This is a genomic window from Actinoallomurus sp. NBC_01490 (genome assembly GCF_036227085.1).
Classification (GTDB): Bacteria; Actinomycetota; Actinomycetes; order Streptosporangiales; family Streptosporangiaceae; genus Actinoallomurus; species Actinoallomurus oryzae.
Genome location: NZ_CP109433.1, coordinates 3541853 through 3561431 on the forward strand (window position 1 = coordinate 3541853; position 19579 = coordinate 3561431).

General features: G+C 70.2%; 21 protein-coding genes and 1 pseudogene. 11 read left to right on the forward strand and 11 right to left on the reverse strand.

What is annotated here, in order from left to right:
- Nucleotides 1–108 precede the first annotated feature (108 nt).
- Nucleotides 109–183, forward strand: coding sequence for a hypothetical protein (locus OG417_RS16965; RefSeq protein WP_329262347.1), 75 nt, complete (start codon nt 109–111; stop codon nt 181–183).
- A 162-nt stretch (nt 184–345) separates the two neighbouring features.
- Here OG417_RS16965 and dprA read toward each other — a convergent pair whose 3' ends face one another.
- From dprA to OG417_RS16985, 4 genes are all read right to left on the reverse strand, one after another.
- Nucleotides 346–1491 (reverse strand): DNA-processing protein DprA, encoded by a 1146-nt coding sequence (dprA, locus tag OG417_RS16970; protein ID WP_329256519.1) that lies wholly within the window; start codon nt 1489–1491, stop codon nt 346–348.
- Between the two features lie 172 nt (nt 1492–1663).
- Entirely contained in the window at nt 1664–3223 is a 1560-nt protein-coding gene (locus tag OG417_RS16975; RefSeq protein ID WP_329256522.1) for a YifB family Mg chelatase-like AAA ATPase, read from the reverse strand.
- Complete coding sequence (locus tag OG417_RS16980; protein ID WP_329256524.1) at nt 3224–3583, reverse strand: YraN family protein; 360 nt, start codon at nt 3581–3583, stop codon at nt 3224–3226.
- Nucleotides 3584–3671: 88 nt separating this feature from the next.
- Nucleotides 3672–4196, reverse strand: coding sequence for a M23 family metallopeptidase (locus tag OG417_RS16985; protein ID WP_329256526.1), 525 nt, complete (start codon nt 4194–4196; stop codon nt 3672–3674).
- Between the two features lie 258 nt (nt 4197–4454).
- Here OG417_RS16985 and rpsB point away from each other — a divergent pair, with 258 nt between their 5' ends.
- From rpsB to OG417_RS17010, 5 genes are read left to right on the forward strand one after another with little or no spacing between them, the layout of a single operon-like run.
- The gene (rpsB, locus tag OG417_RS16990) at nt 4455–5405 is read left to right on the forward strand and encodes a 30S ribosomal protein S2 (protein WP_329256528.1); all 951 of its coding nucleotides are present in this window, start codon (nt 4455–4457) and stop codon (nt 5403–5405) included.
- 39 nt (nt 5406–5444) lie between these two features.
- Nucleotides 5445–6281, forward strand: coding sequence for a translation elongation factor Ts (tsf, locus tag OG417_RS16995; RefSeq protein WP_329256530.1), 837 nt, complete (start codon nt 5445–5447; stop codon nt 6279–6281).
- Nucleotides 6282–6323: 42 nt separating this feature from the next.
- Entirely contained in the window at nt 6324–7091 is a 768-nt protein-coding gene (gene pyrH / locus OG417_RS17000) for a UMP kinase (RefSeq protein WP_329256533.1), read from the forward strand.
- A 16-nt stretch (nt 7092–7107) separates the two neighbouring features.
- On the forward strand, nt 7108–7665 hold the full coding sequence (gene frr, locus OG417_RS17005) for a ribosome recycling factor (RefSeq protein ID WP_329256535.1): 558 nt from the start codon (nt 7108–7110) through the stop codon (nt 7663–7665).
- A gap of 20 nt (nt 7666–7685) precedes the next feature.
- Nucleotides 7686–8546, forward strand: a complete 861-nt coding sequence (locus OG417_RS17010; RefSeq protein ID WP_329256537.1) for a phosphatidate cytidylyltransferase — start codon at nt 7686–7688, stop codon at nt 8544–8546.
- Nucleotides 8547–8662: 116 nt separating this feature from the next.
- On the opposite strand, the gene OG417_RS17015 is transcribed toward OG417_RS17010, so the two are convergent.
- Entirely contained in the window at nt 8663–9889 is a 1227-nt protein-coding gene (locus tag OG417_RS17015; protein WP_329256539.1) for a suppressor of fused domain protein, read from the reverse strand.
- 152 nt (nt 9890–10041) lie between these two features.
- On the opposite strand from OG417_RS17015, the gene rlmN reads away from it, so the two are divergent.
- Complete coding sequence (gene rlmN / locus OG417_RS17020; protein WP_329256541.1) at nt 10042–11166, forward strand: 23S rRNA (adenine(2503)-C(2))-methyltransferase RlmN; 1125 nt, start codon at nt 10042–10044, stop codon at nt 11164–11166.
- Nucleotides 11167–11270: 104 nt separating this feature from the next.
- Nucleotides 11271–11777 carry a DivIVA domain-containing protein gene (locus OG417_RS17025; protein WP_329256543.1) on the forward strand — a complete coding sequence of 169 codons (507 nt, stop codon included), beginning with the start codon at nt 11271–11273 and terminating at the stop codon, nt 11775–11777.
- Nucleotides 11778–11878: 101 nt separating this feature from the next.
- Here OG417_RS17025 and OG417_RS17030 read toward each other — a convergent pair whose 3' ends face one another.
- Both OG417_RS17030 and OG417_RS17035 read right to left on the reverse strand, forming a co-directional pair.
- Complete coding sequence (locus OG417_RS17030; protein ID WP_329256545.1) at nt 11879–12559, reverse strand: hypothetical protein; 681 nt, start codon at nt 12557–12559, stop codon at nt 11879–11881.
- Nucleotides 12560–12633: 74 nt separating this feature from the next.
- The gene (locus OG417_RS17035; RefSeq protein ID WP_329256547.1) at nt 12634–13338 is read right to left on the reverse strand and encodes an ATP-binding cassette domain-containing protein; all 705 of its coding nucleotides are present in this window, start codon (nt 13336–13338) and stop codon (nt 12634–12636) included.
- A 46-nt stretch (nt 13339–13384) separates the two neighbouring features.
- Between OG417_RS17035 and OG417_RS17040 the strand changes: the two are divergent.
- Together OG417_RS17040 and OG417_RS17045 are read left to right on the forward strand one after the other, a co-directional pair.
- Nucleotides 13385–13807 (forward strand): annotated as a pseudogene (locus OG417_RS17040) (HIT family protein); the annotation flags it as partial.
- Complete coding sequence (locus tag OG417_RS17045) at nt 13807–15345, forward strand: DUF2079 domain-containing protein (protein WP_329256549.1); 1539 nt, start codon at nt 13807–13809, stop codon at nt 15343–15345. The pseudogene OG417_RS17040 and the gene OG417_RS17045, both read left to right, overlap by 1 nt.
- 138 nt (nt 15346–15483) lie before the next feature.
- Here the strand turns inward: OG417_RS17045 and OG417_RS17050 are convergent, their stop codons facing one another.
- Nucleotides 15484–16236 carry a glucose 1-dehydrogenase gene (locus tag OG417_RS17050; RefSeq protein ID WP_329256551.1) on the reverse strand — a complete coding sequence of 251 codons (753 nt, stop codon included), beginning with the start codon at nt 16234–16236 and terminating at the stop codon, nt 15484–15486.
- A gap of 75 nt (nt 16237–16311) precedes the next feature.
- On the opposite strand from OG417_RS17050, the gene OG417_RS17055 reads away from it, so the two are divergent.
- Entirely contained in the window at nt 16312–16899 is a 588-nt protein-coding gene (locus OG417_RS17055) for a TetR/AcrR family transcriptional regulator (protein WP_329256553.1), read from the forward strand.
- Between the two features lie 66 nt (nt 16900–16965).
- On the opposite strand, the gene OG417_RS17060 is transcribed toward OG417_RS17055, so the two are convergent.
- The 3 genes from OG417_RS17060 to OG417_RS17070 are packed head-to-tail and all read right to left on the reverse strand — an operon-like array spanning nt 16966 to nt 19519.
- Nucleotides 16966–17652, reverse strand: a complete 687-nt coding sequence (locus tag OG417_RS17060; RefSeq protein WP_329256556.1) for a pyridoxamine 5'-phosphate oxidase family protein — start codon at nt 17650–17652, stop codon at nt 16966–16968.
- Complete coding sequence (locus OG417_RS17065) at nt 17637–18992, reverse strand: aspartate aminotransferase family protein (RefSeq protein WP_329256558.1); 1356 nt, start codon at nt 18990–18992, stop codon at nt 17637–17639. The genes OG417_RS17060 and OG417_RS17065 overlap by 16 nt, the downstream gene beginning before the upstream one ends.
- Nucleotides 18993–19018: 26 nt before the next feature.
- Nucleotides 19019–19519, reverse strand: coding sequence for an Lrp/AsnC family transcriptional regulator (locus tag OG417_RS17070; RefSeq protein WP_329256559.1), 501 nt, complete (start codon nt 19517–19519; stop codon nt 19019–19021).
- Nucleotides 19520–19579: the final 60 nt, after the last annotated feature.

Genomic DNA, 19579 nt, shown 5'->3' on the forward strand with positions numbered 1-19579 from the left:
TCGGATACCGCGCTCAGCGAGGCGCGCTACCGGGCGCGGGCGGCCATCTTCAACAGTGGTGAGACGTGATCCAACCGCCATGTCACCGTCAGCCTCTCTACGGCCAGCCTGTCCAAGCGCGGCAGCGGGTTCGATCTGGCCGTCTCCGTCGCGGTACTCGGAGCGGAACGAAGCCGTACTTGAGCGGACATGCCGGAATGGCCATGGGAGAAGCCGTGTCCCAACTCGCTAAGTCATCCCGGCATCGGCATGCGCCGGGACATCTCCGATTTTTCTCAATGGGCGCATGAGTTTCTCCGTCCACATCAAGGCTCCTTACCAGGGGGAATTCGTGTGGCTCTCCTCTCACGATCGGGTTGAGTCGCGCCGTAGCCTCCAGCCCTTGGCGCAACGTTCGATGAATCCGCCTGCGGCGAGTGCGCCCAGGCAGGTGAGGGCGGTGTCGAGGTCGACGCCGGCCGTCACCGCTATGCGGGCGGCGCCCGCTCCGCCTCGTGCCGGAAGTGCTTCGAGGACATTTCGCGCCGCCGGGCCGAGCCGGTCGCGGTCGAGTACCGGGCCTCGGCGTTCGGGTGCCAGGTCATCACCGATGAGCCCGACCCGGTCCAGCACATCGGCGGTGTCGGTCACGCAGACGGCCTCGCCCCATTCGCGCAGAAGCGTGTGGCAGCCCGCAGACGTCGGTGACGTGACCGGCCCGGGCACCACCATCACCGCACGTCCGAGGTCACGGGCATGGCGGGCGGTGCTGATGGCACCGCTGCGTTGCGCCGCCTCGACCACCACGGTGCCGCGGGTCAGCGCCGCGATCACCCTGTTCCGGATCAGGAAGTGCGGGCGGGTCGGCGGCGCTCCGGGCGGGAACTCGCTCACCAGCAGTCCGCTCTGGGCGATCTCCGCGAAGAGCGCCGAGTGCGAGTGCGGATACGCCACATCCACCCCACAGGCGAACACCGCCACCGTCGTCCCATCGGCGCTGAGCACACCACGATGCGCCGCGGCGTCGATCCCGTACGCACCGCCGCTGACCACGGTCCAGCTGTGGTCGGCCAGTTCGGCCGCCATCTCGGCGGCGACGTGAACCCCGTACGGCGACGCGGCGCGAGCGCCGACCACGGCGACCGAACGCAGGCATCCGAACCGCAGATCCTGGTCACCGCGAATCCACAGGGCGTACGGCCGAGCCGCCCCGAGGTCGTCGAGCTGGGACGGCCACTCGGCATCACCTGGGCACAGCAGCCGGCCGCCCCCTTCCTCGCAGACGGTCAGGAGCCGCTGCGGATCGGCCTCGGACAGCCGGGCTCGCCAGGCGGGGAACCGTCGCCGGAGCTCGGTCTCGTCGTCGCCGCCGGGCGTCTCGTCGGCCCGTATCGCTTCGAGCGCGGCCTTCGCTCCCACCGAGTCGACCAAGCGCCCTAAGCGCTCATCACCGGGTTCCGCCACGGCGGTCAACAACGCCCGCGCCAACCGTTCTTCGGCAGGGACGATCATCGGTTCTTCTCCTTCGTGTCGGGGGAGGCCGGATATGCCACTGGCTTACGGCCGGCGGCGGGGCACCGCAGGAGATCACTCGTCGGCTGCCGATGACCGGCGTCCGGTGCGGACGATCAGGGATCTTTCGCGTGCCGGTGGGGGTGTCGCCCGGTGGGGATGGTCGGTGTGGTCAAGTGCGGCCCTCCCAGAGCCCGAGGGCCTCGTTGACCTCGTCGGCGGTGGGAGTCTCCTTGCCGGTCAGGTCGGCGAGGGTCCAGGCGACCCGGACCACGCGGTCGAGGCCGCGTGCGCTCAGGCGGCCGTCGGCCAGGGGGCGGTCGAGGGCGGCGAGGGCGGCGTGCGGCGGGGCGAAACGACGGCGTAGTTCGCGGCCGGGGATCTCCGCGTTCGTGCGCCAGGGTGTGTCGGCCAGGCGTCTTCTCGTGCGGTCTCGGGCGGTGAGCACCCTCTCGGCCACCACCGCGCTGGACTCGGCGATCGTCAGGTCGTAGCGGAGCTCGGCCCTCGTCACCTCTTTCAGCTCGGACTTGAGGTCGACGCGGTCGAGCAGCGGCCCGGACATGCGCGCGAGGTAACGCCGTCGTACGGAAGGGGCGCAGCCGCAGTCGCGCGTCCTCGGGGCGGCGCAGGGGCAGGGGTTCGCGGCCAGGAGCATCGTGAACCGGGCCGGGAAACGGGCCGTCGCCCCCGACCTGGCGATCACGACCTCGCCCCCTTCGAGGGGCTGCCGTAACGCGTCGAGGACGCCGCCGGCGAACTCCGGGCTCTCGTCGAGAAAGAGGATGCCCCGGTGCGCGAGCGACGCGGCCCCCGGCCGGATCAGCCGCCCGGTGCCACCGCCGACCAGGGCCGCTCGCGACGCCGTGTGATGCGGCGCCTGGAACGGCGGTCTGGTGATCAGAGGCTGGTCCGCCGGAAGGGCGCCGGCGACCGAGTGGATCGCCGTCACCTCCAGCGCCGCGCCGTGGTCGAGGTCGGGGAGCAGCGCGGGGAGCCGCTCGGCCAGCATCGTCTTGCCGCAGCCGGGTGGGCCGGTGAAGCAGACGTGGTGACCGCCCGCCGCGCTGATCTCCAGGATCTTGCGCCCGACCGGCTGCCCGCGGACGTCCGAGAGGTCGAGATCGCCACGGTCGGCCGCCAACCGCCGCGCCGGCCCGTCGGCCGGTGTGCGGCCCGGCGGGCCGGCGGTCTCCTCGTCGGGCTCTTCGGGCGGCGGCAGGTCGCGCAGCAGCGCCAGCAGGGCACGCAGCGAACCCACGCCGACCACCTTCACGTCCGGCACGAGCGATGCCTCGGCCGCGTTGCCCTTCGCCACGATCACCGTCTCGGCTCCGCTCTCGGCCGCGGTCAGGACCGCGGGCAGAACGCCGGACACGGGCCGGATGCGCCCGTCGAGGCCCAGCTCGCCGATCATCACGAGACCCGAACAGGCGTCGATGGGCACGGCTTCGTTCGCCCCGAGCACCGCGACGGAGATGGCCAGGTCGAACCCGCTGCCGCGCTTGGGCAGGCTGGCCGGGAAGAGGCTGACGGTGACGTGGCGGTTGGGCCACGTCTCGCCACTGTTGAAGATGGCCGCCCGCACCCGGTCGCGTGCCTCGCTGAGCGCGGTGTCCGGGAGGCCGACCAGGTGCAGGCCGGGAAGTCCGTTGGTGATGGCGGCCTCGACGTCGACGATCTGGCCGTCCACGCCCAGGATGGCGACGGCTCTGGTGCGGGCGAGCGCCATTCAGCACACCGCCTTGAGATGGTCGATGTCGAACCGCCCGGGCCCCGCACGTACGAGCCCGATCACGTCGATGCGGACGTCGGCGGCCCGGCTGATGCCGTGCGACGCCAGCCACCGCATGGTGAGGCGTCGCAGCCGCCCCGCCTTGGCGGGCGTGATCGCCTCGAGCGGAGTGCCGTGCGCGGCCCGTGAGCGCGTCTTGACCTCGCAGACCACCAGGCCGGACCCGTCATGGGCCACGATGTCGAGCTCGCCCTCCGGGCACCGCCAGTTGCGCTCGATGATCGTCCAGCCGAGCCCCATCAGATGCCGGACGGCCGCGTCCTCTCCGAGCCGTCCAAGCACGTCCTTCGCGCGCATGTGCTCACCTCCGGCATTGAAACTGCCCGATGACCACGCTGAGTGGTAGATGTGTCGCAACCTGTGGATAACTCGGCGCGAGAGGCGCTCAGGGCGGTGTCATGCCGACGGTGGGACCGTCGTCCCACCAGGGCAGAAGGCGTACGGGGGCTCGGCCCACCAGGATCAGCGGGTCGAGATACGAGAGCCCGTGCCGCAGCCCCCAGTGCAGGCACGCGACCTGGCCGCAGTGCCCGAGCACGCCCTCCACCACGCCGATGCGCGTCCCGGCCTTCACGACGCGGCCGGGCCGCACCGTCGCGCGTACGGGCAGGTAAGTCGTGCGTAAGCGTCCGTGGATCACGGTGACCACCCCTCGCCCCGCCAGGTCCCGCGCGTATCCGACGCGGCCGGGCCCGGCCGCGTACACCGCCTGCCCCGGGCGGGCCGCCAGGTCGGCGCCCCGATGGCCGGCCTCCCAGGGATGGGCCGGAGGGTCGTAGGGCCGTAACACCTGCGGCACCGGGCGCAGCGGCCACCGCCACCCCGTCCCGCCTCCGGCGCCGGCCGGACCGGCACCGGGACCGGCGGGCAGCAACGTCGTGATCACCAGAAGCACTCCGCTCCACGTCATGCCACCACAGCCTGAGCGCGGCCGGTGCCGGCCACCAGAGCGTCCGCCCCGATGTGGATAACTCCGCTGATTCCACGCCAGGGGCGCGCCGCCGGTACACTGACTGAACGGTCGCATGACCGAATTCACGCGCCCGCCGGCCATCGGTGAACGGTGGGGCGGCCCTCTCGGTCCGTGACGGCAGTCACGGCAGGGGCACGCACGGGCGCCAGACAACCGAGAACGGTCCGCACAGGGCCAGACAGGAGCGGAACGGGCATGGCACCCGTCGTCACCATGAAGCAGCTGCTCGAGAGCGGCGTCCACTTCGGGCATCAGACCCGGCGCTGGAACCCGAAGATGAAGCGTTTCATCTTCACCGAGCGCAACGGCATCTACATCATCGACCTGCAGCAGTCGCTGTCCTACATCGACCGCGCCTACGACTTCATCAAGGAGACCGTCGCCCACGGCGGCACGATCCTGTTCGTCGGCACCAAGAAGCAGGCGCAGGAGTCGATCTCCGAGCAGGCGCAGCGCGTCGGCATGCCCTTCGTCAACCAGCGCTGGCTGGGCGGCATGCTCACCAACTTCTCGACCGTGCACAAGCGCCTGACGCGTTTGAAGGAGCTCGAGGAGATCGACTACGACGACGTCGCGGGCTCGGGTCTGACGAAGAAAGAGCTTCTCATGCGCAAGCGTGAGAAGGACAAGCTCGAGCGCACCCTCGGCGGCATCCGGGACATGGCGCGTGTGCCCAGCGCGGTGTGGATCTGCGACACCAAGAAGGAGCACATCGCCGTCAACGAGGCGCGCAAGCTGGGCATCCCGGTCGTCGCGATCCTCGACACCAACTGCGACCCGGATGAGGTCGACTACCCGATTCCGGGCAATGACGACGCCATCCGCAGTGTCAGCCTGCTCACCCGCGTGGTCGCCGACGCCGTCGCCGACGGTCTGATCGCCCGCGCGGGCGCCTCCGCCTCCGGCGACGAGAAGCCGGCCTCCGTGGGAGCCGAGGAGCCTCTCCCGGAGTGGGAGCGCGAGCTGCTGGAGAAGAAGGCCGAGGCCGACGCGGCCCAGGCTCAGGCCGAGGGGCAGGCCCCCGCCGAGGCGCAGGCCCCGGCCGAGGCGCAGGCCCCGGCTGAGGCGCAGGCCCCGGCTGAGGCGCAGGCTCCGGCCGAGGCGCAGGCTGAGACGACGCAAGAGCAGCCCGCCCAGGAAGCCTGACGGCCGGCCGACAACCGAAGACGAAAGAGACAGACCACAATGGCGAACTTCACCGCCGCCGACGTCAAGCGGCTCCGGGAGCTCACCGGCTCCGGCATGATGGCGTGTAAGAACGCCCTCACCGAGGCGGAGGGCGACTTCGACAAGGCCGTTGAGCTTCTGCGTCTCAAGGGCGCCAAGGACGTCGGCAAGCGCGCCGAGCGCACCGCCGCCAACGGCCTGGTCGCCCAGCACTTCAAGGGCGACAACGACGGCACGCTGATCGAGCTCAACTGCGAGACCGACTTCGTCGCGAAGAACGAGCAGTTCATCGCGCTGGCCGACCAGATCGCCGCGTTCGCCGCGAACACCGACGTGGCGGACGTGCCGGCGCTGCTCGGCGCGGAGATCGAGCCGGGGACGACCGTTCAGCAGCTGATCGACAACAACAGCGCGAAGATCGGTGAGAAGCTCGAGCTGCGTCGCTTCGCCCACTTCACGGGCGGCTACGTGGCCAGCTACCTCCACAAGTCCGATCCGTCCCTGCCGCCGACCACCGGCGTGCTGGTCGAGCTGGACACCGCGAACGCCGAGGTCGCCAAGGACATCGCGCAGCAGATCGCCGCGATGTCGCCGAAGTACCTCAGCAACGACGACGTTCCCGAGGACGTCGTCGCCAAGGAGCGGGCCCTCGCGGAGCAGATCACGCGTGAGGAGGGCAAGCCCGAGCAGGCGATTCCAAAGATCGTCGAGGGACGCGTACGGTCCTACTTCAAGGACTTCGTCCTTCTTGAGCAGCCCTTCGTGAAGGACCCCAAGAAGACGATCGCTAAGGTCCTCCAGGAGTCCGGCGTGACCGTCAAGCGCTTCGCCCGGTTCAAGGTCGGACAGGCCTGAGGGTCGCCGAAGACAGAAACGAGAGACTAAGGAGCCGCCGCCGTGCAGGAGAACGAAACCACCGACACGACGGCGGCTCCGTCGTCCCAGTCCCACGGCTGGAAACGTGTCCTTCTCAAGCTGTCCGGCGAGGCGTTCGCCGGCGGTGAGGGCCTCGGCATCGACCCGGCGATCGTGCAGCACATCGCCAAGGCGATCGCCGAGGTCACGCGCGAGGGAGTGCAGGTCGCCGTGGTCTGCGGCGGCGGAAACATGTTCCGCGGCGCGCAGATGTCGGCCCGCGGCATGGACCGCGCCCGCGGCGACTACATGGGCATGCTCGGCACCGTGATCAACTGCCTGGCTCTGCAGGACTTCCTCGAAAAGCTCGGAGTCGAGACGCGGGTGCAGACCGCGATCACGATGGGGCAGGTGGCGGAGCCGTACATCCCGCGGCGCGCCATCCGTCACCTCGAGAAGGGCCGCGTGGTCATCTTCGGAGCGGGGATCGGACAGCCGTTCTTCTCCACCGACACCGCCGCCGCCCAGCGGGCCCTGGAGATCTCCGCCGACGCGGTGCTCAAGGGCACGCAGGTCGACGGCGTGTACGACGCCGATCCGAAGAAGAACCCGGATGCCTTCCGGTTCGACCGGCTGGAGTACGGCGAGGTGCTGCAACGCGGGCTGAAGGTCATGGATGCCACCGCGATCAGCCTGTGCATGGACAACGGCCTGCCGATCGTGGTCTTCGACCTGATGGGTCAGGGCAACATCGTGCGTGCCGTACGCGGTGAAAAGATCGGCACATTGGTATGTCCGGCGGACAGTTGAAATACAGGAGCCTAAGGTGATCGACGAAATCCTCCTCGAGGCCGAGGAGAAGATGGACAAGGCCGTCACTGTCGCCAAGGAAGACTTCACCAGTATCCGTACCGGCCGAGTCACGCCCGCGATGTTCAACAAGATCACCGCGGACTACTACGGGACGCAGACGCCCATCAACCAGCTCGCGTCGTTCCAGCTTCCCGAGCCGCGCATGGTCATCGTCCAGCCGTACGACGCCTCGTCGATGAACGCGATCGAGAGGGCCATCCGCGACAGCGACCTGGGTGTCAACCCCGGCAACGACGGGAAGATCATCCGTGTGGTCTTCCCCGAGCTGTCGGAGGAGCGCCGCAAGGAGTTCATCAAGGTGGCCGGGCACAAGGCGGAGGAGGCGCGGGTCTCGATCCGCAACATCCGCCGTCACGCCAAGGACGCCTTGGACAAGCTCGCCAAGGCCGGCGACGCGGGCGAGGACGAGGTGCACCGCGCGGAGAAGGATCTCGACGACTTCACGCACAAGCACGTCGCCAAGATCGACGAGTTGCTCGAACACAAGAAAGCCGAGCTGCTCGAGGTCTAGTGGGACTCGAACAGGCCCCCATGCCGGCACCGGAGATCCCGGAGGAGCAGGCGGTCACGGGCAAGAAGAAGCGCGGATCCAGCCGTAACCTTCCCATCGCCGTCGCGGTCGGTGTGGCGCTGGGCGCCGTGGTGCTGCTGTCGCTCTACACGATCAAAGAGATCTTCCTCGGCGTCGTCGTCATCTTCCTGGGCATGGCCGTCTGGGAGTTCATCCGGGCGTTCGACTCGCGCGGCATCCGGATCCCGTGGGTGCCGGTCATGGCCGGCGGGCTCGCGACGGTGCTGTGCACCTACTTCTGGGGTACGACGGCGCTGGTCGCGGGCTTCGGCCTGACCACCCTCGTCGTCCTGCTCTGGCGACTGCCCCGCGGCCAGGACGGCTACGTCCGCGACGCGACGGCGGGCGTGTTCGCCACGGCGTACATCTGGTTCCTCGCCGGATTCGTCGTGCTCCTCCTGGCCGCCCCGGACGGCGCCGACCGCGTACTGATCTTCATCGCGGTCACGGTCGCCAGCGACATCGGCGGGTTCTTCGCCGGTTCCTTCCTGGGCAGCCACAAGATGGCCCCGTCCATCAGCCCGAAGAAGACGTGGGAGGGCGTCAGCGGTTCGGCGCTGACCTGCATGATCGTCGGTGGAATTCTGCTGCCGTGGCTGCTGCACGGCCACTGGTGGCAGGGGGTCATCGTCGGCGCGGCCGCGGTCTGCTCGGCGACTCTCGGCGACCTCATCGAGTCGATGATCAAGCGGGACCTCGGCATCAAGGACATGGGCAGCCTCCTGCCCGAACACGGCGGGGTCATGGACCGCCTCGACTCACTCCTGGCGACCGTCCCGGTGGTCTGGTTGCTGTTCGAGGTGTTCGTGCCGCCCGCGTAGATGCGAGACGCCGGGCGGCCGATCACGGCGCCCGGCGCATGCACACGGCGACCGAGCCGACCCCGCTGGACGCCCGGCTGCGTCTCCCGGGGGCCGGCCGAAGACGGGCGCCTCGGTTACTCGCCCACGACCCAGCTGCGTCCCTTGCGGGCGAGGCGTTCGATGAGGGCGTCCGAGCCTTCCTGCTTGCCGTACTGCCGCTCCTCCTCGGTGATCGGGACGATCCACAGCCACTGCACCGGGTCGCCACCGAAGGAGAACGCCGTCAGATCGGGGGCGTCCGGACCCTCGAGGCGGTTGGGGTTGTCGAGCAGGAGGACGCCTTCCCAGGTCGGACCCAACGGGAACGTCCGAGCCTCGTGGTACCACTTCACATTGTCACCCGGGGCGAAGGAGGTGACGGCCTGCCATGGATACTGCGCCAGCCACGGAAAGACCCTGCCCGCCTGCACGCTGGGCAAGGTCGTGGCGACCGCGAGCTCGATGCGGGCGTGCTCGGCGACGTTGTCCTCATACAGCTCGACCGTGGGCATCCGCTGGCAGCTCATGCCGACGGTCGACAGCACGTTGTACGACCGGTCGCCGCGCGCCGGGCGCTCGGAGACGCCCACGACCGGTTCGCGCCGTGGCGGCGTGGTGGTCGCCGGCACGGCGGGCCATGGCGCGGGTACGGCCGGTCGCTGCGCGGATCCGGCGGGTCGTTGCGCGGGTACGGCGGGCTGCGGCCCGTTGTCCGTACGGCCCGGCCGGCGGCCGATGTCATGCCAGTAGTAGCCGCCCGGCCCCAACCGGCTCAGCAGGTGGCCGAGCAGCGACTGCTGAAAAGCCTCCCAGGCGCCCTGTCCACGCCGCCAGCTCCAGAACGCCTCGGCCTGCAGTATCCGCGGGCCGAGCTCGTCGATCTCATCGTCCAGCGCGAACGCGAACGGGCTCCGGCCGATCGCCTCCCGCGCGTATCCGGGGATGCCGCGGTCCGTGTCGGACCAGCCGGGGATGACGCACAACGGCTGCCCGGCCTCCATCAACGCGACCCCGTCACCCTCCTCGAACCACACGACCTCCAGCGTCCGGGGGTCGAGCGGCGGCCGTCCCTTGGGGTGTTTCGTACGGCCGCTGGGCAGTGCCGGCACCAGACCGGCGTTGAGCCGCGCCAGATCGGCGTGGTAGGGCGCCTCCTGATGGTTGGCGACCCAGCTGGCCGCGACGGTCTCCCCGTCAGCGGTGCGCAGGTACGCCGCCGTGGCGACCTGGTCGTACTCAACGTCGAGGACACGGCTCCCATAGGGGCTCGTGTCACTGAGCAGGACCCGCGCCTCCCGCGGCGTTCTACGCAATACCGGCATAGGAAGGGACTGTAGTGATTCCAGTGCCCGAGCGGAGTAACGACCTGCCGAAAGAACGCCCTCTTGTCCAAACAGAATCCGGGGCCCGCCCGGCGGCCGGTGGGCGGCGTGCGGTCAAAGCTCTCCCGGGTGTCTGCCACACTGGTACGAACATGTCCGCTCAGCTCACCTTCGCCGCTCCGCGGCGGGCCAAGCCGCCCCGTCATCTCGCCGATCTGTCCCCCGGTGAGCGCCGGGAGGCGGTTGCCGCGCTGGATGAAAAGCCGTTCCGTGCCGACCAGCTCTCGCGGCACTACTTCGGCCGGCTGGTCGACGATCCGGCTGATATGACCGACCTGCCGGCGGCGGTGCGTGACCGTCTCGTCGCCGAGCTGATGCCGACTCTGCTCACCTCGGTGCGCGACCAGGTCTGTGACGAGGGCATGACCCGCAAGACGCTGTGGAAGGCGTTCGACGGCACGCTGATCGAGTCGGTCCTCATGCGGTACCCCGATCGCGTGACGATGTGCGTGTCCTCGCAGGCCGGCTGCGGCATGAACTGCCCCTTCTGCGCGACCGGCCAGGCGGGCCTCACCCGCAACCTGTCGACGGCCGAGATCGTCGAGCAGGTGGTGGCCGGGGCCCGTGCGCTGTCCCGAGGCGAGATCCCCGGCGGCCCCGGACGTGTCAGCAACATCGTCTTCATGGGGATGGGCGAGCCGCTCGCGTCCTTCAACAACGTCGTACGGGCGATCCACCGGTTCAGCGACCCCAGTCCGGCCGGGCTCGGCATCTCCCAGCGCAACATCACCGTCTCGACGGTCGGTCTCGTACCCGCCATCGGGCGGCTCGCCGACCTCGACCTGAAGGTGCGTCTCGCGGTGTCGCTGCACGCGCCCGACGACGAACTGCGCGACGAGCTGGTGCCCATCAACACGCGCTGGAAGGTGGCCGAGGTCCTCGACGCCGCCTGGGCGTACGCCGACCGCACCCGGCGGCGCGTCTCCATCGAGTACGCCCTCATCCGCGACATCAATGACCAGGCCTGGCGCGCCGACCTGCTGGGGCGGCTCATCAAGGGCCATCCCGTGCACGTCAATCTGATCCCGCTCAACCCGACGCCCGGCTCGAAGTGGACCGCCTCACGGCCGTCCGTCCAGACGGAGTTCGTCCGGCATCTGGAGGCGCACGGCGTGCCGGTCACCGTACGCGACACGCGTGGCCAGGAGATCGACGGAGCCTGCGGGCAACTCGCGGCGATGCCTCAGGAGGCCCCGCTGCGGACCCGGCAGGGATAGGCGCACCTCACCCAGCCCTCCAACGTGAGGCAGGCCGGATACGGCCATGGCGCATCGCGTGGTCGTGCGTCGCCTGTTCGGCGGAGATCGGAAACAATGATCAGATGCCAGACTTTCCGCGTGCCTTCCGCGGCTACAGCCCCGCTCAGGTGGACGCGCTCATCGGCCGTATCGAGGGGACACTCGGGCTGAGCCCGCTGTACGCGCCGCCGGTCACGGCCGATGAGGTCAACGCGGTGAAATTCCGGCGGGCGGTGCGTGGATATCGCATGAAGGCCGTGGACGAGGCGCTCGAGAAGTACATCCGCGAGCTGGAGGACAAGGCCGGCGGCAACCGCATGGTGTCGGGCGAGGTGGACCGGCTCGTCGGCCTGGTGCGCAACGTGCAGTTCACGACGGCGCGGCTCACCCCCGGCTACGACGAGCAGGAGGTCGACGACTTCCTCGACACGACCATCACCGCCCTCCGCGCGGGCACCGCGCGGGGCTCGGTGGTGAAGAAGTCGGCGTTCGCGACGACCCGGATGCGTCCCGGCTACCGGCAGGCGGAAGTGGACGCCTTCCTGGAGCGGCTGGCATCGGAGATCGAACGCCTCCGCTCCGAAGGCTGACCCGGCGACCGGGTCCGCTTCAAAGGCCGACACGACCGCCGGGGCCGCTCCAAACACCGACCCGGCCGGGGCCGCTCCAAACACCGACCCGGCCGGGGCCGTCAGGGGCGGGTGCGGCGCAGGCGGACGTACAGGGCGATCGCGATGGCGGTCCACGCGAGGGTGCGCGCCGTCAGTTCGGGGAAGGCGCCGACGAGGCCGGAGGGCCCGTGGCCGGCCGCGCGCATCCAGTCGATCATCGGAACCGTCAGGAAGCGCAGCGGCGACAGGCCGAAGATGAGGTTCAGGGTGCAGACGCCCAGCAGGACGAGGATAGAGGTGCCCGTCGAGCGGATGACGGCGCGGCTGGTCAGCGCGCCCAGCGCGGTCGCGGCCAGAGCCGACAGCGGGCACAGCGTGGCGCCGACCGCCATGGCCTGGGGGTTCAACCCGGAACCGGCGGCCTGGGCGAGCAGGTAGACCGGAGCGACCAGTGCCAAAACGGCGCTGAAGACGAACGCGGAGAGCAGGCCGGCGATGAGGGCCCGCCGGCGGCCCGCGGTGACCGCGGACACGTGCCGCTGGACGTCCGGCTCGGTGTCGAGGAGCCCGCGCGCCGCCCAGGCGCAGATCGGGAAGATCAGTACGGCCGCGTCGGCGATGGCGGTGACCGTCCCCTTCCGCACTTCGGCCGGCGTACCCCCGAGCGGACTGGAGAACATGATCGCCAGCAACAGCGCCAGCGCGAGCACCGGGTGCAGCGCACGCACCGACCGCAGGTACCCACTGAGCTGGAAGCGCATTACGGCGATCGTCGACCGTCTCTCGGGGGGCGGCGAAACCGGGAGCGGCGGCCGCCGGCGGTCGAGGTCCGTGTTCATCGGCGGCGGGCGTGGTAGCCGTCGGCGGTCAGGCGCTCGACCAGAGCGTCGGCCTCGTCGGAGCGTACGGTGACCTCCACGATCGTGTGCTCGTCCGGTATGCCTCCCACCGTCACCGTGTGGCCCGACACCCGCCACCGGACGACGCCCGGGAGTTTCCGCAGGTCGCCCTGGTGATCGCTCACCACCACCGACGTGCCGTCCGCGGTGAGGCCGGACAGGAGCGACGGCAGTGCCGCGCGCGTCTCGGCGTCCAGGCCCGCGAAGGGTTCGTCCAGCACGAGGAGCTCCGGCTCGGCGAGCAGCGCCTGGATCAGGCCCGCCTTGTGGGCGCTGCCCTTCGACAGGTCGGGCAGCCGGGTGCCGAGCAGGCCGGAGAAGCCCAGGCGCGCCGCCCACTTCGCCACGGCGGAGTCATCGACGCCCCGGATTCTCGCCATGTGGCCCAGGTAGGCGCTCGCGGTGAAGGGCTGGGCGGCGGGGAAGAGCTCCGGGGCGTACCCGACGCGCGGCGGACGGCCCGACACACGCCCGCGCACCGGGGGCACCACTCCGGCCAGCAGCCGCAGCAGCGTGGACTTGCCCGCTCCGTTGGCCCCACTGACCTCGATGAGCCGCCCGCGGGGTACGGTCAGCGTCACATCGCGGAGCACCCACGGCGCGCCTCGCCGGTAGCGGAAGGCGACCTGGTCCAATTGCACGACCCCGGACTCTACCGGCGTCACATAAGCCCAACGTAAGCGGAAGAATGCCACCATGGACTGCGCGTTCTGCGAGATCGTCGCGGGGAGGCGACCCGCCCACGTCGTGCTGGACGACGACGGGCCCGCCGTGGCCTTCCTCGACACCCGGCCTCTGTTCAAGGGGCACACGCTGCTCGTGCCGCGGGAGCACTACGAGACCCTGCCCGACCTGCCGCCCGAGCTGCTGGCCCCCTACTTCGGCGCCGCCCAGCGGCTCGCCGAGGCGATGGAGACCGTGCTCGGCGCCGCCGGGTCGTTCGTCGCGATGAACAACCGGATCAGCCAGAGCGTGCCGCACCTGCACACCCATGTCGTGCCGCGCAACCGCAAGGACGGCCTGCGCGGGTTCTTCTGGCCGCGCACCAGGTACGACTCCGACGACGAGGCACGCGAGTACGCCAAGCGCCTGCGCGAGGCGCTCGGCTGATGCTCGCCGAGGCCACCGAACCCCGCACCGGCGTGCCCCGGCGGCAGGCGGTGGCCGTCGGCGCGCTCACCGTGGTCGTGGCGGCCGTGTACTCGATCTACTCCCTCCTGCGGTTCTGGGCCTTCCGCACCACGACGTACGACCTGGTGATCTTCGACCAGGCCGTACGGTCCTACAGCCGCCTCCACCTGCCCGTCGCGATCGTCAAGGGCGTGCACAACGGGTTCGGTGCGCACTTCACCGTGCTCGGCGACCACTTCTCGCCGATCCTCGCGCTGCTCGCCCCGCTGTACTGGATCCACGACGGGCCGCAGACCCTTCTCGTCGCCCAGTCGGTGCTGCTCGCGCTCGCGATCGTCCCGCTCTGGGCGTTCACGCGCCGCCGGCTCGGCAGCGGGCCGGCGTACTGCGTCTCCGCCGTGTACGCGCTGGCGTGGCCGGTGGCCGAGACGCTGGCGTTCGACTTCCACGAGATGGCGTTCGCGCCGGTCCTGTCGATGCTCATGCTCGAACGCCACGAGGCCGGCCGGCGGTGGCAGAGCGCGGCGGCGGCCGGTGCCCTGCTGCTCGTCAAGGAGGACATGGGCCTGCTGGTCGCCGGCTTCGGGTTCTACCTGCTGATCCGGCGGGGCGAGCGGAGACGCGCGGTCCTTCTCGTCGTGGCCGGGGTGTTCTGGACCTGGCTCGCCTCCCGGGTGCTGATCCCGGCCTTCGGTGGTTCGGCCGACTACTACTGGGCCTACGACGCGCTCGGCCGCGACCTGCCGCACGCGGCGGCCGGCGCGCTCACCCATCCCTGGACGATCGGGAAGCTCCTGGTCACCCCGCACGTGAAGGTGACGACGATGCTGTGGTTGGTGGCGCCGCTGCTGCTGCTTCCGCTCCTGTCACCGATCACGCTGTCGGTGCTGCCGCTGCTGGCCGAGCGGATGCTGTCGAGCCGGTTCGGGCACTGGTGGGAGCCGCGATTCCACTACAACGTCGCGCTGATCGCCCTGCTCGTCGCGGCCGGCGTCGACGGCGCGGCCCGCCTCGGCCGGCTGCTGCCCCGCCTCCGGCGGCGGCTCGAACGCCGAGAGCGGCCCGGCCTCGGACAGCGGCTCCGTCTCGGGAGGCCGCTGCCGCGAGCCGAGCGCGTCTGGCCGGTGGCCGCCCTCGCCGCGACCCTGCTGGTGGTCCCGCACTTCTCCTTCGCCAAGTTCGCCGAGCCGGACTTCTACCGGCGCGACGCGCGGGCCAGAGCCGCTGCCGCGATCCTGCCCGCCGTACCCGACGGCGCGCTGATCGAGGCGCCCAACGGAATCGGCCCGCAGCTGAGCGGCCGTACGCGGGTGCTGCTGTGGGACGACCGGCCGCGCTGGGCCCCGTGGGTGCTGGCCGACGTGGCGGCCCAGGACTTCCCGTTCCCCTCGGTTCAGGCGCAGCGCGACCGCGTGAGCCTGCTGCGGCGCGAGGGCTATTCGGTGGTCCGGCAGCAGGACGGATACGTGTTGCTCAACCGCCCGAGGTCGGTTCCCGACCTGCGCCCTGCCCGCTGATCGCTCGTACCCGGCAGCGCGGCAGTGGAGACCGCCGTCATGGCGTACAAGAGCCACAACCTCGGCGGAGTGAGCCCGCGCACCTCTTCGCGCACTCGCGGCGTGGTCCTGCCCACGAGATCAAGACCGGGACGGGCGTCAGAGCATCGACCCGCCACTCGTGTCGATCCACTGCCCGGTCACCCATCGTGCGTCTTCGGAGGCGAGGAAGGCGACGACGTCGGCGATGTCGTCCGGCTGTGCGACTCGGTTCAGCGGCGACAGAGCGGCGATCGCGGCACGGCCCTCCTCCGTCGCGAGCCTCGCGGTGTTCATGTCGGTGTCGGTCGCGCCGGGGCCGACCGCGTTCACCGTGATCGCGCGCGGTCCGAGCTCCTTGGCCAGGGTCGCCGTCAGCGAGTCGACCGCGGCCTTCGACATCGCGTACGCGATCAGCTCCGGGATTCGCGCGCCGTGGGTGAAGCGGGTGGAGACGTTGATGATCCGGCCGCCGTCGCGCAGCCGCGACAGGCCGTGCTGGGCGAGGAAGAACGGCGCCTTGGTGTTGACCGCGAAGACCTCGTCATAGCTCGCCTCGTCGATCTCGGCGAAGGGGACGCGCCCACCCAGCACGCCCGCGTTGTTGACCAGAATGTCCACACCGTCGGCGTGTTCATCGAACGCCGCCCACACCGTCTCGGCATCACCCGGGAGTCCGAGCCGAGCCTGGATCGCGAACGCCTGGCCACCACCGTCGCGGATCGTCCGAACGGTCCGTTCGGCGGCTTCGGCGCTGCTGCCGTAGTGCACGCCGACTCGGGCGCCGTCGCGAGCCAGCCGAAGCGCGATCGCCTGGCCGATTCCCCGGCCCGCACCGGTGACCAGCGCCGTCTTACCCGTCAGCGATCCCATGAGGACTCCTTTCTCTAACGACTGTTACAGAACGAACCGTAGCACATTGTCTAACGTTCGTTATAAAATGGGCTCATGACGACGACGCGTGGACGCCCCTCCTCCTTCGACCGGGACGCGGCCCTGGACAAGGCGATCCGGCTGTTCTGGCGGCGGGGCTACGCGGGCACCTCGGTACGGGATCTCAGCGAGGAGCTCGGGATCGGTGCTCCGAGCATCTACAACGCCTTCGGCGACAAGCGGCGGTTCTTCGCCGAGGTCCTCCGCGTGTACGACGAGAAGTACGGCGGGTTCATCGACGCCGCCCTCACCGAGGAGCGCACCGCCAAGGAGGCCGCCGCACGCGTGTTCGCCGAGGCACCGGCCCGTTACAGCCGTCGCGACCTGCCGGCCGGATGCCTCATCATCAGTGGCGACGCCGGCACCGCCGACGCGGAGGTGACGACGCGGTTGCGGCGCATCCGGGAGGCCAAGGTCGCCGGGTTCGCCGACAAGATCCGCGCCGACATGACCTCCGGTGAGCTTCCCGCCGACACCGACGCGCAGGCATTGGCCCGCTACACGATGTCGACGCTGAGCGGAATCGCGCAGGCGGCCCGCGACGGCGTGCGCAGAACCGAACTCGAGCACGTCACACGGATCGCACTGAACGCGTGGCCGTGAACGTCGAACCCATGCTCTTGTCCTTGACCGGCTCGATGCCGTACAAGTAGCCGTCGCCGACGATGCTCAGCCGCCCGGGATCCGTCCCCGGCCTGCGTCCTGAGTGAACAGCGCGGCGATGTGGGCGGGCACCGGGAGGCCGTCCGGGAGCGCCGGGTCGGGTACGGGCGGGCGGCGGACGACCTCCAGCGGCACGACCCCGGCCCAGAGCCCCAGCGAGGCGTCGGGGCCGTCGCCGTCTTCCGGCGGCCCCTCCGCGACCTTCACCGAAGCCTCCTCCAGCGACAGCGCGAAGATCGCTGTGGCGGCCAGCTCCTTACGGCTCGGCCGCCGCGCGTAGTCCCACTGGCCGGGCGCCGCGTGCTCGGTCAGGACGCGCAGCCCCTCGAGCTTGGCCTCGCCGGACAGCGCGCGCGGCAGCCCGTACACCATCGCACTGCGGTAGTTGACCCCGTGTTCGAACACCGAGCGCGCCAGCACCAGCCCGTCCACGTGCGTCACCGTCACGCACACCGTCCGCCCGCCCGCCAGGCTCCGGCTGGCGACCGACCCGTGGAAGTACAGGAACGAGTCGTCGAAGCCGTACACCGTCGGCACGACCATCGGCGTGTCGTCGACGACGACGCCGAGGTGGCAGACGAACCCGGCGCGCAGCACCGCGAACAGGGCCGCCCGGTCCGTACGGCCCTGGTCGCGCAGCCGCCGCAACCGCGTCCGGTCGGTGGACGACAGCGGGGTCACAGCCGCGTCCACGCCTCCGTCAGCACCGACCGTAGGATCCGCTCGATCTCCTCGAAGTGCTCCTGGCCGCAGATCAGTGGCGGTGCGAGCTGGATGACCGGGTCGCCGCGGTCGTCGGCCCGGCAGACCAGGCCGGCTTCGAACAGCGCCGGCGACAGGAACCCGCGCAGCAGCCGTTCGGACTCGTCGTCGTCGAAGGTCAGCTTGGTGGCCTTGTCCTTGACCAGCTCGATGCCGTAGAAGTAGCCGTCGCCGCGTACGTCGCCGACGATGGGCAGGTCGTTCAGCCGCTCCAGGGTGGTGCGGAAGCCGGCCTCGTTCGCGCGGACGTTCTCGAGGATCTTCTCCTTCTCGAACACCTCGAGGTTGGCCAGCGCGACCGCGGTGGAAACCGGATGCCCGGCGAAGGTGATGCCGTGCAGGAAGGTCGCCGTGCCCTCGTTGAACGGCTCCATCAGCCGGTCGTCCACGAGCATGCCGCCCAGCGGTGAGTAGCCGGAGGTCAGGCCCTTGGCGAAGGTGATGATGTCGGGCCGGTAGCCGTACCGCTCGGCGCCGAAGTAGTGGCCGAGCCGCCCGAACGCGCAGATCACCTCGTCGGAGACGAGCAGCACGCCGTGCCGGTCGCAGATCTCGCGGACCCGCGGGAAGTAGCCGGGCGGCGGCGGGAAGCAGCCGCCGGAGTTCTGCACCGGCTCCAGGTACACCGCGGCCACGGTCTCCGGGCCCTCGCGCAGGATGGCCCGCTCGATCTCGTCGGCCGCCCACCGCCCGAACCGCTCCAGCGAGTCGCCGTGCTCCGGCGCGCGGTAGAAGTTGGTGTTCGGCACGCGTACGGACCCGGGCACGAGCGGCTCGAACGGCGGCTTGATGCCGGCCAGGCCGGTGATCGACAGCGCGCCCATCGAGGTGCCGTGGTAGGCGATGTCCCGGCTGATCACCTTGTAGCGCTCCGGCTGCCCGACCAGCTTGAAGTAGGCGCGAGCCAGCTTGAACGCCGACTCGACCGCCTCGGACCCGCTCGTGGTGAAGAACACCCGGTTCAGGTCGCCGGGCGCGAGGGCGGCCAGGCGCTCGGCCAGCTCGACGGCGTTCGGGTGGGCGTAGGACCACAGCGGGAAGTAGGCCAGCTCGCCGGCCTGGCGGCCCGCGGCCTCGGCGAGCTCGGTGCGGCCGTGGCCGAGCTGGGAGACGAACAGGCCGGACAGGCCGTCGAGGTAGCGGCGGCCCCGGTCGTCGTAGACGTAGGGCCCCTCGCCGCGCACGATGACCGGCACGTCGGTGTCGTTGTACGCCGACATCCGGGTGAAGTGCAGCCACAGATGACGTTTGGCCGAATCCTGTGTGTTCATCAGCCGCTCACCCTCCTTACGCTGGGTCATCGCGTTCCCCAGGAGTAGATCTGCTTGCGCAGCTTGAGGTAGACGAAGCTCTCGGTGCTGGTGACGGTCGGGATGGCCCGGATGCGGCCCAGGAGTTCCAGGAGGTGGTCGTCGTTCTCGCAGACGAGTTCGGCGAGCAGGTCGAAGGACCCGGCGGTGATGACGACGTAGTCGATCTCCTCCATCGCGGCCAGCGCGTCCGCGACCGCGGTGAGGTCGCCCTCGCACTTGATGCCGATCATCGCCTGCCGCAGGAAGCCCAGGGACAGGGGGTCGGTGACCGCGACGATCTGCATCACGCCGGCTTCGAGCAGCCGCTGCACCCGCTGGCGCACCGCCGCCTCCGACAGGCCGACGGCCTTGCCGAGCGCGGCGTACGAACGGCGTCCGTCCGCCTGCAGCAACTCAATGATCTTCTTTGACGTCTCGTCGAGGGTCACACCGGTGCGCCGTCCGTTCGGCGTCTGCCGGACGGACGGGGGGTGTTCGTCGCTCATCGAGTCCTCCTCGATGCGACATCGTGTCATCTATGCCTAGATTGTCAAGGAATCCATCGT

What these genes read in the sequence shown, in the direction of transcription:
- dprA (WP_329256519.1), bottom strand. Translation starts at nt 1,491, where the DNA reads ATGATCGTCCCTGCCGAAGAACGGTTGGCGCGGGCGTTGTTGACCGCC.
- OG417_RS16975 (WP_329256522.1), bottom strand. Translation starts at nt 3,223, where the DNA reads ATGGCGCTCGCCCGCACCAGAGCCGTCGCCATCCTGGGCGTGGACGGC.
- OG417_RS16980 (WP_329256524.1), bottom strand. Translation starts at nt 3,583, where the DNA reads ATGCGCGCGAAGGACGTGCTTGGACGGCTCGGAGAGGACGCGGCCGTC.
- OG417_RS16985 (WP_329256526.1), bottom strand. Translation starts at nt 4,196, where the DNA reads ATGACGTGGAGCGGAGTGCTTCTGGTGATCACGACGTTGCTGCCCGCC.
- rpsB (WP_329256528.1), top strand. Translation starts at nt 4,455, where the DNA reads ATGGCACCCGTCGTCACCATGAAGCAGCTGCTCGAGAGCGGCGTCCAC.
- tsf (WP_329256530.1), top strand. Translation starts at nt 5,445, where the DNA reads ATGGCGAACTTCACCGCCGCCGACGTCAAGCGGCTCCGGGAGCTCACC.
- OG417_RS17010 (WP_329256537.1), top strand. Translation starts at nt 7,686, where the DNA reads ATGCCGGCACCGGAGATCCCGGAGGAGCAGGCGGTCACGGGCAAGAAG.
- OG417_RS17015 (WP_329256539.1), bottom strand. Translation starts at nt 9,889, where the DNA reads ATGCCGGTATTGCGTAGAACGCCGCGGGAGGCGCGGGTCCTGCTCAGT.
- rlmN (WP_329256541.1), top strand. Translation starts at nt 10,042, where the DNA reads ATGTCCGCTCAGCTCACCTTCGCCGCTCCGCGGCGGGCCAAGCCGCCC.
- OG417_RS17025 (WP_329256543.1), top strand. Translation starts at nt 11,271, where the DNA reads ATGCCAGACTTTCCGCGTGCCTTCCGCGGCTACAGCCCCGCTCAGGTG.
- OG417_RS17030 (WP_329256545.1), bottom strand. Translation starts at nt 12,559, where the DNA reads ATGCGCTTCCAGCTCAGTGGGTACCTGCGGTCGGTGCGTGCGCTGCAC.
- OG417_RS17045 (WP_329256549.1), top strand. Translation starts at nt 13,807, where the DNA reads ATGCTCGCCGAGGCCACCGAACCCCGCACCGGCGTGCCCCGGCGGCAG.
- OG417_RS17050 (WP_329256551.1), bottom strand. Translation starts at nt 16,236, where the DNA reads ATGGGATCGCTGACGGGTAAGACGGCGCTGGTCACCGGTGCGGGCCGG.
- OG417_RS17055 (WP_329256553.1), top strand. Translation starts at nt 16,312, where the DNA reads ATGACGACGACGCGTGGACGCCCCTCCTCCTTCGACCGGGACGCGGCC.
- OG417_RS17065 (WP_329256558.1), bottom strand. Translation starts at nt 18,992, where the DNA reads ATGAACACACAGGATTCGGCCAAACGTCATCTGTGGCTGCACTTCACC.
- OG417_RS17070 (WP_329256559.1), bottom strand. Translation starts at nt 19,519, where the DNA reads ATGAGCGACGAACACCCCCCGTCCGTCCGGCAGACGCCGAACGGACGG.